This is a genomic window from Agromyces sp. NPDC058484, assembly GCF_042720415.1.
Taxonomy (GTDB): Bacteria; Actinomycetota; Actinomycetes; order Actinomycetales; family Microbacteriaceae; genus Agromyces.
Genome location: NZ_JBHXMP010000014.1, coordinates 54,978 through 67,968 on the forward strand (window position 1 = coordinate 54,978; position 12,991 = coordinate 67,968).

At 68.7% G+C, this 12,991-nt stretch carries 13 protein-coding genes and 1 pseudogene; 7 read left to right on the forward strand and 7 right to left on the reverse strand.

Annotation, left to right across the window (positions count from 1 at the left end; translation table 11 throughout):
* Positions 1-175: 175 nt before the first annotated feature.
* Positions 176-442: pseudogene (locus ACFWN7_RS12490) on the forward strand (SUMF1/EgtB/PvdO family nonheme iron enzyme); the annotation flags it as partial.
* 18 nt (positions 443-460) lie between these two features.
* On the opposite strand, the gene ACFWN7_RS12495 reads toward ACFWN7_RS12490, so the two are convergent.
* A complete protein-coding gene (locus ACFWN7_RS12495) occupies positions 461-931 on the reverse strand; it encodes a DUF222 domain-containing protein (protein ID WP_376939181.1) in 471 nt (156 codons plus the stop codon).
* Between the two features lie 443 nt (positions 932-1,374).
* On the opposite strand from ACFWN7_RS12495, the gene ACFWN7_RS12500 reads away from it, so the two are divergent.
* On the forward strand, positions 1,375-1,896 hold the full coding sequence (locus ACFWN7_RS12500; RefSeq protein ID WP_376939135.1) for a GNAT family N-acetyltransferase: 522 nt from the start codon (positions 1,375-1,377) through the stop codon (positions 1,894-1,896).
* A gap of 162 nt (positions 1,897-2,058) precedes the next feature.
* Here the strand turns inward: ACFWN7_RS12500 and ACFWN7_RS12505 are convergent, their stop codons facing one another.
* On the reverse strand, positions 2,059-2,460 hold the full coding sequence (locus tag ACFWN7_RS12505) for a nuclear transport factor 2 family protein (RefSeq protein ID WP_376939136.1): 402 nt from the start codon (positions 2,458-2,460) through the stop codon (positions 2,059-2,061).
* Between the two features lie 277 nt (positions 2,461-2,737).
* Between ACFWN7_RS12505 and ACFWN7_RS12510 the strand changes: the two genes are divergently transcribed.
* A complete protein-coding gene (locus ACFWN7_RS12510; protein ID WP_376939182.1) occupies positions 2,738-3,655 on the forward strand; it encodes a formylglycine-generating enzyme family protein in 918 nt (305 codons plus the stop codon).
* A gap of 50 nt (positions 3,656-3,705) precedes the next feature.
* Here ACFWN7_RS12510 and ACFWN7_RS12515 read toward each other — a convergent pair whose 3' ends face one another.
* The 3 genes from ACFWN7_RS12515 to ACFWN7_RS12525 all read right to left on the reverse strand — a co-directional run bounded on the left by ACFWN7_RS12515 (position 3,706) and on the right by ACFWN7_RS12525 (position 5,862).
* Positions 3,706-5,268 carry an FAD-dependent oxidoreductase gene (locus ACFWN7_RS12515; protein WP_376939137.1) on the reverse strand — a complete coding sequence of 521 codons (1,563 nt, stop codon included), beginning with the start codon at positions 5,266-5,268 and terminating at the stop codon, positions 3,706-3,708.
* Positions 5,269-5,375: 107 nt separating this feature from the next.
* Positions 5,376-5,648: a glutaredoxin family protein gene (locus tag ACFWN7_RS12520; RefSeq protein WP_376939138.1), complete on the reverse strand. Its 273-nt coding sequence runs from the start codon at positions 5,646-5,648 to the stop codon at positions 5,376-5,378.
* A gap of 115 nt (positions 5,649-5,763) precedes the next feature.
* Complete coding sequence (locus tag ACFWN7_RS12525; protein ID WP_003792170.1) at positions 5,764-5,862, reverse strand: 30S ribosomal protein bS22; 99 nt, start codon at positions 5,860-5,862, stop codon at positions 5,764-5,766.
* 122 nt (positions 5,863-5,984) lie between these two features.
* Here ACFWN7_RS12525 and ACFWN7_RS12530 point away from each other — a divergent pair, with 122 nt between their 5' ends.
* Positions 5,985-6,494 carry a GNAT family N-acetyltransferase gene (locus ACFWN7_RS12530; RefSeq protein ID WP_376939139.1) on the forward strand — a complete coding sequence of 170 codons (510 nt, stop codon included), beginning with the start codon at positions 5,985-5,987 and terminating at the stop codon, positions 6,492-6,494.
* Positions 6,495-6,519: 25 nt separating this feature from the next.
* Here ACFWN7_RS12530 and ACFWN7_RS12535 read toward each other — a convergent pair whose 3' ends face one another.
* The gene (locus ACFWN7_RS12535; protein ID WP_376939140.1) at positions 6,520-7,839 is read right to left on the reverse strand and encodes an MFS transporter; all 1,320 of its coding nucleotides are present in this window, start codon (positions 7,837-7,839) and stop codon (positions 6,520-6,522) included.
* Positions 7,840-8,080: 241 nt separating this feature from the next.
* Between ACFWN7_RS12535 and ACFWN7_RS12540 the strand changes: the two genes are divergently transcribed.
* Positions 8,081-10,300, forward strand: a complete 2,220-nt coding sequence (locus ACFWN7_RS12540; protein WP_376939141.1) for a glycoside hydrolase family 3 C-terminal domain-containing protein — start codon at positions 8,081-8,083, stop codon at positions 10,298-10,300.
* Between the two features lie 12 nt (positions 10,301-10,312).
* On the opposite strand, the gene ACFWN7_RS12545 is transcribed toward ACFWN7_RS12540, so the two are convergent.
* Entirely contained in the window at positions 10,313-10,753 is a 441-nt protein-coding gene (locus tag ACFWN7_RS12545; protein WP_376939142.1) for an ArsR/SmtB family transcription factor, read from the reverse strand.
* A 77-nt stretch (positions 10,754-10,830) separates the two neighbouring features.
* Between ACFWN7_RS12545 and ACFWN7_RS12550 the strand changes: the two genes are divergently transcribed.
* Both ACFWN7_RS12550 and ACFWN7_RS12555 read left to right on the forward strand, forming a co-directional pair.
* Entirely contained in the window at positions 10,831-12,276 is a 1,446-nt protein-coding gene (locus ACFWN7_RS12550; RefSeq protein ID WP_376939143.1) for a TrkH family potassium uptake protein, read from the forward strand.
* The gene (locus ACFWN7_RS12555) at positions 12,269-12,937 is read left to right on the forward strand and encodes a potassium channel family protein (RefSeq protein ID WP_376939144.1); all 669 of its coding nucleotides are present in this window, start codon (positions 12,269-12,271) and stop codon (positions 12,935-12,937) included. The genes ACFWN7_RS12550 and ACFWN7_RS12555 overlap by 8 nt, the downstream gene beginning before the upstream one ends.
* Positions 12,938-12,991 lie beyond the last annotated feature (54 nt).

The window sequence follows — 12,991 nt, forward strand, 5'->3', positions numbered from 1 at the left end:
TCGGCCGTTGCAGGTCTGCGCACCCCGCTCATGCCGCCGACGGGCATAGGCTCGAACGGTGAGCGACACGAGCCACCCCGGCAACCCCGGCCGCGCGGGCCGCCCCGGCGACCCCGGCCGCGCGGGCCGCCCCGGCGACCCCGGCGACCCGACCCGCCCGGTCGCCACGACGCCCATGGTCCGCATCGACGGCGGCACGTTCCGTATGGGCTCAGCGGAGTTCTACCCCGACGAGACACCGGTGCACGACCGCACCGTCGGCGCCTTCGAGATCGACCTGCATCCGGTGACGAACGAGCAGTTCGCCGCGTTCGTCGAGGCGACGGGATACGTCACCGTCGCCGAGCGCCCGCTCGATCCGGCCGATTTCACCGGCGCCGATCCCGCCGACCTCGTGCCGGGCGGACTCGTGTTCACCCCGACTTCCGGGCCGGTCGACCTATCCGCACGAAGCTGCAGGTCATGCCTCGAGCTCTTTCACCAATCGCACCAGGCCGTCGACACCGACGAGCGGAGCCCGGTCGACGAGCAACTCCTCGGCCGCGTCGAGCAGGTCGCGATCGGCGCGTGGCGCGATGCCGTCGAGGAAGCGCCGAATCAGCTCCGCGGCGTCGACGCAGATCGCGCCCACACCGAGTGCGGCGGCGAGCCGTGGGCGCCGCGCAGGCAACGACTCACCTGTGAACGACGCCCGCTTCGCGGTCGCTTCGCCGACAGCCACCAGCCTCGCCGCATCGGAGTACCGACGACCGGTCGCTTGCGCGATCAACCGTTCGGGTGACGCGAACCCGTGCTTCCGCGCGAGATCGTCGCCTTCAGCCCGACGGGATCGCGCTGCGAGTTCTGCAGCGCACCGCGCCTGAAGAGATTCGACTCTTCGGGCGAGTTGAGCCAGTGACTCAGTCGCGCGCACAAGTCCCGAATCGCTCATCGCCCAACGTCGGCATCGACTTCGCTCGAGGGCCGCAGCAGCGATCCGCCCCACGACTCCTGCACCTCAGCACACGCGTTCTCCAGACCGTGGAGGGCGACGGGCGCTTCTGGCATAGCTCGATTCTACTGGAGTTGGCGTTGTTGTGGGAAGGTATATTCGATATATCCTTCGCCGCTTTTCCTTTGTTGCTCGAAGCTTTATTCTAGGCATCTGTCTCGGTGAAGTCCGTCATGGTGCACTACCCGCGCAACGACACCGTATTCGGCATCCTTCGACGCGCCCAAGAGTTGCGTATCCACGCCTCAAGCGGGGCGATGAAGCGCAGCTTCATCTAGGCAGATACCCAGAAGCTTTATTCGACGCATCTGCTCACGTGAGCCGTCGGAGCATCCGTCGGGCGGCAAGCGGTCACGTCACGAATGGCGTGCGAGGCTGGGAAGATGGCTGCCACGACCCGACTCCTCAGTATCGACGATGCACCGAGGCTCGCGCAGTTGCAGGCAGACGGACGGGAGTTCTTCGCGCCTTGGGATCCCGTGCGCGAGAACTCCCACTACACAACCGAGGGACAGGCGGAGGTGATCCGACGCGTGCGAGCAGACCATGGGCGCGGTGTGGCGCTGCCGCAGGTCATCCTCGACGAGGCGGGTGACGTCGTCGGCCGCGTCACGCTGAACGGCATCGTGCGCGGGCCATTCCAGTCGTGCAGTGTCGGGTACTGGGTCGCTCCGGAGGCGAACGGCCGCGGCTACGCCACCGATGCACTGCGGGCGATCACGGCGCTCGCATTCGGCGATCTCGGCCTTCATCGCGTACAGGCGGAGACCCTGCGGCACAATCAATGGTCCCAGCGGGTGCTGGCCCGAGTGGGATTCCGGCCCATCGGAATGGCGCCCCGGTACCTGAAGATCGCGGGAGAGTGGCAGGACCACGACCTTTTCCAGCTACTCGTGGAGGAATGAGAGCGGCGGCCGCCGCAGGCCCGCTGTCTGCCCTGTTGCGGATTCGATACCCGCACCACACTGCACGTGATGGAGATGGGGCGCTGAAGCCACCAGCTTCGACCAGGCTACGCACGATGTAATCGGTCGGGTTCCGCAAGCCGAATACGGGGCGGCCGGGGGTCAAAAGCCCGGGTTGTCGACCGCCCGGTCAGAGCGCCAGGGCTTGCGCCAATCCGGCGCGTCCCACCCCTCGGCCACATAGATGCGCTCGCGCGAGATCTTGTCGCCGCGAAACTCGTGAATGCTGACCCCGTACATCCCAGCGCCGCCGTCGTAGCGCGCGGTCAACTCCACCACCGCGACATCATCGCGCACGGTCACCCGCAGAATCTGGAATGCGACCCCCGCCGGGTACTGACTCCGCCAGGTTGTGAACGTCTCGCGGCCGTCGTAGCGCTCGCCGGACTGTGGAAACTCCAGGACTGCGTCGTCGTGGTAAAGCGCCTCGGCATGCGCGACGTCGCCGCCGGGCGTTTCGAACATCAGGCGAAGCTTGTCACGGATGACCGCTTGGTCGGCCATGTCTGCACCCTACGCCGATGGATGGCACAGGTCGAATGTCAGCGTCGAGTTCGACCCGCGCGCCCCGACCAGGCACCTCGCCGTCACCGGCCTCTACGCGCTACCCGATGTCCGTCGCCGTGCTGGCGATCATCCTCGCCCGGTGTCAGAATGCGGAAGGCAACACCGCCGACGGCAATAGGCTCGAACCGTGAGCGAAATGAGCCACGCGAAAGAACGCCGCCCGGGCCACCCCCGTGACGTCACCCTCCCGACCCGCCCGGTCGCCACGACGCCCATGGTCCGCATCGACGGCGGCACGTTCCGCATGGGCTCGGCCGAGTTCTACCCCGACGAGACGCCGGTGCACGAGCGCACTGTCGCCGCATTCGAGATCGACCGGCATCCGGTGACGAACGAGCAGTTCGCCGCGTTCGTCGAGGCGACGGGATACGTCACTGTCGCCGAGCGACCGCTCGATCCGGCCGACTTCCCCGGCGCCGATCCGGCCGACCTCGTGCCGGGCGGGCTCGTGTTCACCCCGACGCCCGGCCCCGTCGACCTACGCGACTGGCGGCAATGGTGGCGGTGGGGCGCCGGCGCGAGCTGGCGGCATCCGTTCGGACCCGACGGCCCGTCGTCAGTCGATGACAAGCCGACCCATCCGGCGGTGCAGGTGAGCTTCACGGATGCCACGGCGTACGCCGAGTGGGCCGGCAAGCGCCTGCCCACCGAGGCCGAGTTCGAGTACGCCGCACGCGGCGGCCTCGACGGCGCGCGGTTCGCGTGGGGCGACGACGAGCGTCCCGACGGCCGGCTCATGGTGAACCAATGGCAGGGGTCGTTCCCCTATCGCAACACCGGCGCCGAGGGGTGGGTCGGCACCTCGCCGGTCATGACGTTCCCGGCGAACGGCTACGGGCTCTACGACGTCACGGGCAACGTGTGGGAGTGGACCACCGACTTCTACGCGCCGCGGCACGACATGCCCGGCGCCGAGCCGGTCCAGGCCGGCAATCGCGAGAACCTGCTCGCCGCGGCATCCGCCGAACCGGGGTCGCGCATCCCCCGCCGCGTGCTCAAGGGCGGCTCGCACCTCTGCTCCCCCGAGTACTGCCTGCGCTACCGCCCGGCGGCGCGCTCGCCCCAGGCCGACGACACGGCGACGACGCACATCGGGTTCCGCTGCGCCCGCGACGTCCCGTCGACCGAGTAGGCGCTACGCCTGGTCTGGGCGGCAGGATTCGATACGTCGGCTGCGACCGGCTACTCGACCGGCCGCCGCGGCACCCGCGGCTCCTCGGCCAGGTCGTGCACCGCAGGGCCTTCGATGCGGGCTCCGGATGCCTCGAACCGCGAGCCGTGCAGCGGGCAGTCCCAGGTGCGCTCGGCATCGTTCCACTGCAGCACCCCGCCGAGGTGCGTGCACACGGCGCGCACGGCGCACGTGCTTCCGTCGACCGTGGAGACGCCGTACGGCACGCCGTGGCGGGCGACCACGATGCCCTGCCCCTCGGCGGGCCGGTCCGCGGGCGTGCGTCGACGTCGCGTCTCGGCGCCGGCCCAGCCCACCGCGATCCATCGGCCGACCTGCGCGCCCTCCGCCGCACCGCGCCCGAGGTCGGCCGGCGTCGTCGTGCGGGTGGCGAGCACCCGGATCCACGGGCGCCGCTCGTTCCACGGCACTCCGAGGATCTCCTCCGAGATGCGGATGCCGGCTGCGGCACCGTTCGTGAGCCCCCACTTGGCGTAGCCGGTCGCGACCCACACCCGGCCGAAGCCCCGCGGCATCCAGCCCACGAACGGGATCATGTTCGCCGAGTGGTAGTCCTGCGCGGCCCACCGATGGGTGAGGCCGGCTCCCGGGAAGTGCCGGCCGGTCCAGTCGACGAGGTCCTGCACCTTCGCCTCGGTCGAGGGGACCCGTCCCGGCGGATGGTGGTTCCCGCCCACCATGAGGAGCGGCGGCGCGGCGGCGTCGACGTCGGGCACCATGCGCAGCGACCGGGTGTCGCCGTCGACCGAGATGAACAGCCCGCCCGGCAGCGGGGCGCCGCCGCGGTACGTCGTGAGGTACGACCGCGACGGGCGCAGCTTCGCGAAGTACAGCCCGCGGTTGAGGATCGGGTGGCCCGTGGCGATCACCGCGGCATCCGCTCGCACCACGCCCTGCGGGGTGCGCAGCTCGACCGGGCGCCCGGCGTGCACGCCCTGCACGCGCATCCCCTCGAGCAGCACCCCGCCCGCGGCGACGTACGCGCGCGCCATGGCCACGAGCAGGCGGTAGGGGTCGAGCCCCAGTTGCGCGGGCAGCGCGACGGCCCCCGCGAACGGGAAGGGCACCGGCAGCTCGTCGACGCGCTCGACCGGCAGGCCGGCCTCCGATGCCGCGTCGTACTCGCGATCGACGATCTCCAGCCCGTCGGGCGCGGTCGCGTAGCTGTAGGCAGTCTCCTCGGACGCCGGCACGCCGTTGCGCTGCGCGAACCCGGCGATCCAGCGCCGGCCGTCGAGGTTCGCCTCGACGTACGCGCGCACGAGCTCGGCCGGATGCCCCGCGCGGATGCGCTGCAGCATGGCGCCCTGCAGCACACTCGCCTTGCCGGTGTTGCGGCCCGAGGCGAGCGCGCCGACGTCACGGCCCTCGATCACCGCGACCCGCATGCCGGCGTCGACCAGCATGAGCGCGGTCGAGAGCCCGGTGATGCCGGCGCCGACGACGGCGACGTCGAACCGCTCCCCCGGCGACACGGGCCCCTCGACGCGGGCGTTCGGGGCGGGCCGCCCGTTCGCGGCGACCGCAGCGGCATCCCTCCAGAGCGAGGTCATGTGCACAGTCAACGCCCTGAGACGCGCGCGGGCAAGCTTCGACGCGCCGGATGCCGCGACCACGCCCGATCGGCCCGCCGGCCGCGCGCCCCGCCGGCCGCCCGCGACTACGCGCTCGCGAGCAGCGCCGTCTTCAGCCGCACCGGGTCGACGCGCCAGTAGTCGTGCACCTCGCCGTCGATGAGGAGCACGGGGATCTCCTCTGCGTAGAGTTCGGCGAGCCCGTCGTCGTCGAGGATCGAGCGCTCCTCGAGCGACACGCGCGTCGCGGCATCCGTCGACTCGACCTCGGCGACCACGGCCTGCACGACCTCGCGCGCGTCATCGCAGAGGTGGCAGCCGGGCTTGCCGATGAGGGTGAGACGGATGTCGCGGGTCATGTGTCGATCGTACGTCCGCCACGTGCGCCCACTCGACCGGAGAAGTGCAGCGCAGCGCGCACAGCGAAAAGCGTCAGGCCCGCGGGCCTGACGCTCAGCCGGTCGTGCGAGACGACTACTTCTTGTTGCGACGCTGGTGACGCGTCTTGCGAAGCAGCTTGCGGTGCTTCTTCTTCGCCATGCGCTTGCGGCGCTTCTTGATGACGGAACCCATCGAAACCTCACAGTGAAAGATCAGTCGGCCGCGCGTGCCGCAGCCAGGGGCGGGAAAGCCTCGGGACAGTCTACCGGATGCCGCGGCCGGCCTATTCTCGGTCGTCGGCTACTCTCGGGGGAATGCGCGCCTCCGACCTCATGATCCGCACCACGAACGAGGAGGACTGGCGCGAGGTGCGCACCTTGCGGCTCGAGATGCTGCGCGATACGCCGCTGGCCTATGCCGAGACGATCGAACACGCCCTGCTGGTCGACGAGACCGGGTGGCGCCTGCGCGCGGCCCGTGGCACGACGCCGGGTCAGACGTCGGTGGTCGCGATCGACGGGCAGCGCTGGATCGGCCACATGGGCGGGTACATTCCGGATGCCGCGACCGGCCCTCTGCTCGTTGGCGTCTACGTCACGCCCGACTACCGCGGCGAAACGGCGGGCGTTACCCGGCTGCTGCTCGACGAGGTCGAGAAGTGGGCGCGACGGCACAGCGACACCCTTCGTCTCGAAGTGCACGAAGCGAACCCCCGGGCTCTGCGCTTCTACGAAAAGCTGGGTTTCACGATGACCGGCCGCAGCCGCGAGTACGAGCTCGAACCCGGCGGCCTCGAACTCGAGATGATCAAGCCGCTGCGTTGAAGCGGGCGGAGAGCGCCGGCACGATCTATCTGACCTTCTTGATCGGCAGGATCACGACGGCACCGATCAGGGCCAGGATTCCGGCGCTCCACATCAGCAGCGGATAGTTCGCCCCGCCCGCAGCGGCACCGATGCCCACGAGAATTCCGCCGAGGAGCGGTGCGATCGTCTGCGGCAGCGCGTTGGCGATGTTGAACACCCCGAGGTCCTTGCCCGCATCGTCGGGGTTGGGAAGCACGTCGACGACGAGCGCGAGGTCGACCCCCATGTAGATGCCGTAGGCGAACCCGAGGATTGCCTCGACGATGTAGAACATCGTCACGTCGTTCGTGTAGGCGAGCATCACCGTGCCGATCGCGAAGATCACGGCGGAACCGGCGACGAAGATCTTCCTGCGGCCGGTCTTGTCGGAGAGCTTTCCGGCGACCCACGCGGTGGCCACGAGCGCGATGGTGTAGATGAGCACGCTGATCGTGATCACACTCGCCACCTCGTCCTCGGGAGCGCCGAGCTGGCGGTTCACGTAGAACACGCGGAACGTGGTGAACATGAAGGTCGCCAGGATGACCAGGAAACGCGACCACCAGGCCAGCGCGTAGTCGGGGTTCTTCACGGGGCTCACCCAGAACGTGGTCACCCACTCCGCGAGGTTCATCCGCGGCGGTCTCACCGGGAGCACCTGGTCGGGCAGGAGGAAGGCGAACACCACCATGGCGCCGATTGCGAGGATCGATGGGCCGACGAACATGATGATCATCTGGTCCTGGAAGAGCTCGGCCACATACGTGCCGCCGAGGATGCCGACGTTCTGGGATATCCCCACGAGGGCCGAGATGCTTCCGCGCTGGAACTTCGGCACCTGGTCCGAGATGGTCGCGATGAATGGGGCGAGCGTCGCGTTCGCCCCGAGCTGCGCTACGAGCCAGCCGGCCGCCACCACGGGAACATAGGGGCCGATGGCCATGATGAAGAAGCCGATCGTCATGACGACGGTGCCGCTCACGATCCAGGGCCGGCGACGGCCCCATTTCGAGGTGGTCCGGTCGGACAGGCGGCCGAAGACCACGTTCCCGACCAGCGCGCCGGCCGCACCGAGACCGGCGATGAGCGCGACCGCCGACTCACGCTCCGTCCCCTCGGCGGGAACGATCGAGATCACTTTGAGGCCGACGCCGATGATGGCTGGCCCCAGCAACGCGATGAAGAAGATCAGCTGGGCGACGATGAGGCCGACGATGTATTTGCGGGGCGCCGGCTCCGTCGGTTCGGGGAACCAGTGATGCTCGCGAACGACCCCGGTCAGGCCCGAAGGCACACCACCTGCAGAACCGCTCGACGTAGTCATGGCTGTATCCTTCGACCCGACGCCACAGATACTTGGCGTCTTCCTCGCCTCGGTGGAAGAAAGCTAGGCCATTCCGCTCTTCACCACAAGAGGCGCGGATGCCTCGTCGTCACGTACTCGCGACCTTCGTGCGTCTCGTCGCAGCCTTGTGCAGGGAAACCTCCACGGCTATGTTTCTGCACACCGCATGGGCATCCCTTGTGCGGCAACATCGCCGTCCATCAACCGCCTGGGAGCTGCCATGACTGATTCACCTGAGATTCCGGGCGCTCGCGATCTCACCCTCGAGGAAAAGGCCTCCCTCACCAGCGGAGCCGACTTCTGGACCACCAAGGCGATCGACCGCGTCGGCGTCCCTTCGATCATGATGACCGACGGGCCGCACGGCCTGCGCAAGCAGTCCGGCGGATTGGATCACATCGGGCTGTCGGAGAGCGTGCCCGCGACATGCTTCCCGCCCGCGGTCGGCCTCAGCGCGAGCTTCGATCCCGAGCTGGCCGAGCGTGTTGGCGAAGCGCTCGGCATCGAGTCGGCCATCGAGGGCGTCGCCGTCATCCTCGGCCCCGGCATCAATATCAAACGCTCTCCGCTATGCGGCCGCAACTTCGAGTACATGTCCGAGGATCCGATCGTCTCCGGCGTGATGGGTTCCGGTCTGGTCCGCGGCATCCAGTCGAAGGGGGTCGGGTCGTCGCTGAAGCACTTCGCTGCGAACAACCAGGAGACCGACCGTCTCAGGGTCTCCAGCGACATCGATCCCCGCCCGCTGCGCGAGATCTACCTGCGAGGCTTCGAGCGCGTGGTCAGGGACACGCAGCCGTGGACGGTGATGTGCTCCTACAACCGCCTCAACGGCGTCTACGCGTCTGAGGATCCGTGGCTGCTGACCACCGTGCTCCGCGACGACTGGGGCTTCGAGGGAGTGGTGGTCTCCGACTGGGGGGCCGTGAACGACAGAGTCGAGGGCGTCCCCGCCGGCCTCGATCTGGAGATGCCGTCCAGCAACGGTCGCACGGATGCCGAGCTCGTCGCCGCCGTCCGCGAGGGGCGGATGGCGGAGTCCGCGCTGGATGCGGTCGCCGACCGGGTGCTCGACCTCGTCCGCAAGGCTCTGGCGCGGCCGGTCGTGGAAGGACCGCTCGACGTGGATGCGCACCACGCCCTGGCTCGCGAGGTCGCCGGGCGCTCGATCGTGCTGCTCAAGAACGACGGCGTAATCCTGCCGCTGAGCCGCGGCACGAGGGTTGCCGTGATCGGTGTCTTCGCCGAGGTGCCCCGCTATCAGGGCGCCGGATCCTCGCAGATCATTCCGACCCGTCTCGATACCGCATTGGAGGAGATCCGTGCGCTCGCCGAGGGCGAGGTCGCCTACGCGCCCGGCTTCACGACCGACGGGTCCGGCGACGCTGCCGCCCTCCGCGAAGATGCCGTAGCGGTCGCGGCGAACGCCGAGACGGTCGTGCTCTTCCTCGGCGTTCCTGCGAGCGAAGAGTCAGAAGGCTTCGACCGCCATCACATCGACCTGCCGGCCGCGCAGTTGGAGCTGCTCGACGCGGTCGTCGCCGCCAACCCGAATCTCGTCGTGGTGCTCTCGAACGGTGGCGTGGTCGACCTGACGTTCGCCGATCGCGTTCCGGCGATCCTGGAGGGCTGGCTGCTGGGTCAGGCCGGAGGCGGAGGAACCGCCGACGTGCTCTACGGTGTGGTGAACCCCTCGGCGAAGCTCGCCGAGACCATCCCGTTGCGCCTGGAAGACACCCCTGCATTCGGCAACTTCCCGGGCGAGCACGGGCATGTCCGCTACGGCGAAGGCCTGCTCGTCGGCTACCGCTGGTACGACGCCAAGGGCCTGGACGTGCGGTATCCGTTCGGCTACGGCATGTCGTACACGACCTTCGACATCTCCGGCGCCTCCGCATCCGTCGACGCCGACGGCGACGTCGTGGTGACCGTCTCGGTGACCAACACCGGCCAGATCGCCGGCCGCGAGGTCGTGCAGGCGTACATCTCGCTCCCGGGTTCCTCGGTGCAACGCCCGCCGCGAGAGCTCAAGTCCTTCCAGAGCGTTGCGCTGGAGCCGGGTGAGACGAAGGAGATCACGCTGACCCTCCGGCGCGGAGAGTTGGCCTACTGGGACATCCGCGTCGAGCGTTGGATCGTCGAGAGCGGCACGTATACCGTGGAGGTGGGTGCGTCCAGCCGCGACCTGCGCACGTCGGCCACCGTGCAGGTCGCCGGCGACGAGGTCAACTTGCCGATCTCGCTGATGTCGACGTTCGACGAGGTGCTCGCAGACCCGAACACGGGCCCGGAACTGCGCGCTGCGCTGCAATCCACGACCGGCGAGGAAGACAGCGAACTGATCAAGATGATGGGGAACTTTCCGGTCGGCCGGATGGACGGCTTCCCGCTCCCTCGCGCCGACGTAGAGGCGATCGTCGCGAAGGGGCAGAAGGGCTGAGGGCGCGAACGGCTACCTGCGCTTCTTCGCCGCGACGACCGCGGTCACCTGGTGCGCGGTCTCGGCGAAGGCCTTGCCGATCGCCGAGGCGAATGCGCGCTGGTCGTCGTTCAGGGTCTCGGCGTCGCCTCCCGCGGCGCCCGCAAGCGTCGCGGCATCTGCTGCGGCATCCGACGACGTGAACGGGATGAGCCAGTCTTCGAGTACCTCGAGCGGACCACGGTCGAGGTGGTAGTAGCGGTGCTGCCCCTTCTCGCGCACGCCCACGAGTCCGGCCTCGCGCAGCACCTTCAGGTGCTTGGAGACGGTGGGCTGGCTGAGGCCGAGCGTCGAGACGATCTCTGAGACGCTGATCTCGCCGCCCGAGCCGGGGCTCGTGGTCTCGCGGTCGAGGAGGACCGCCAGGATGTCGCGCCTGGTCGAATCCGCCACCACGTCGAAGATGTCCGCCATGCCCCAAGGCTAGTCATTCACGGCGAGGAGTACCATGACACGCGATCGGTCACGGCAGGCGGACAAAGGGGGGCTCGATGCGCGCAGAGCCGTTGGGCCGCCGCGGCCGATTCGACCGACGGTCCTGGCTGGGGCGAGTGCGCGATGCGATCGACTCTCTCGTCAGGAGCTCCCCGTCGCGGTTCGCGATCCTCGTCTTCGCGTCGCTCATCCTGATCACCACCCTGCTGCTCTCGCTTCCGATCGCCCGCGCGGGCGAGGCGAGTGGCACGCCGCTCTCCGATGCGGTGTTCACAGCGGTCTCGACCATCTGCGTCACGGGTCTCAGCACGGTCGACATGGCGACGTACTGGTCGCCCTTCGGCAACGCGGTGATCGTCATCGGCATGAACGTCGGTGGCATGGGCGTGCTGACCCTCGCGTCGATCCTCGGCCTCGTGATCTCTCGACGACTCGGCCTGCGCACCAAGCTCATGGCCGCGAGCGACACGAACCCGTCGCGCCTGCACGCGGGCCCGGTGGCCGAGGGGCAGGCGGTCCGCCTCGGGGAGGTGGGCGGCCTGCTCGTCACCGTCGCGGTGAGCACACTGACGATCGAGGCGGTGATCATGCTCGGCATGATCCCGAGCGTGCTCGCCGCCGGGTACGACCTGGGAACGAGCGCCTGGTACTCGGTGTACTACTCGGTGAGCGCCTTCACGAACACCGGCTTCGCCCCGAATGCGGCCGGCCCCGTCGAGTTCTTCGAGGACTACTGGTTCCAGTCGCTGCTGATGCTCGACGTGTTCCTCGGCAGCGTCGGGTTCCCCGTGATCTTCGCCCTCGCGCGGCTGTGGCGCACTCCGCGCCGGTGGAGCGTGCACGTCAAGCTCACCCTCGCGACCACCGTCATCCTCTTCGTGCTCGGTGCGCTCGCCTTCCTGGTGCTCGAGTACGACAACCCGAAGACGTACGGCGGGTTCAGCTTCGGCAAGACCCTGTTCGAGTCGTTGTTCATGTCGGCGATGACCCGGTCGGGCGGCTTCTCGACGATCGACATGGCCGACCTCTACCCGTCGAGCCTGCTCGTCTCCGACATGCTCATGTTCGTCGGCGGCGGCTCGGCGTCGACCGCGGGCGGCATCAAGGTGACGACCCTCGCGGTGCTCTTCCTCGCCGCGTTCGCCGAGGCGCGGGGCGCGCCCTCGATGGAGGCGTTCGGCCGGCGCATCCCGCGCGACATGCTGCGCCTCGCCGTGAGCGTCGTGCTGTGGGGAGCGACGATCGTGGCCGTCTCGACGATCATCCTCACCCAGATGACGAAGGCCCCGCTCGACTTCGTGCTCTTCGACGTGATCTCGGGGTTCGCCACCTGCGGGCTGTCGACCGGCTTCACCGCCGACCTCCCACCCGAGGGGAAGTACGTGATGGCCGCCACCATGTTCATGGGGCGGATTGGTACAGTGACTCTCGCCGCGGCACTGGCGGCCAGTCAGCGCCGGCAGTTGTACAAGCGTCCCGAAGAGAGGCCCATCGTTGGTTGATCGGATCAAGCACGACGCACCGGTGCTCGTGATCGGCCTCGGCCGCTTCGGCGCGGCGACGGCCGGCCAGCTCGACCGCCTCGGTCGGGAGGTCCTCGCCGTCGACGACGATGAGACGCTGGTACAGAAGTGGGCCGAGCGCGTCACCCACGCGGTCGTCGCTGATGCACGCAACATCGACGCGCTGCGGCAGATCGGCGCCCAGGACTTCTCGATCGCGGTCTGCGCCGTGGGCTCGTCGATCGAGGCATCCGTGCTCATCACCGCGAACCTCGTCGACCTCAAGGTTCCGCAGATCTGGGCGAAGGCGATCTCGGCCTCGCACGGCAAGATCCTGCAGCGCATCGGCGCGAACCACGTGATCTACCCTGAGCGCGAGGCCGGCGAGCGCACCGCGCATCTCGTGAGCGGGCGCATGCTCGACTTCATCGAGTTCGACGACGACTTCGCCCTCGTGAAGATGTACCCGCCCAAGCCGATCCGCGGAAGGTCGCTCACGGAGTCCGGCGTGCGCTCGAAGTACAACATCACCGTCGTGGGCGTCAAGAGTCCCGGCAAGCCGTTCACCTACGCGACCGAGAAGACCGTCGTCTCGAACCACGACCTCATCATCGTGACGGGCACCGAGGGCGACATCGAGCGGTTCGCAGCGCTCGAATAGGAGCGGATGTCGCGGGCGGATGTCGCGGGCGGATGCCGCGGGCGCGAGATCGCA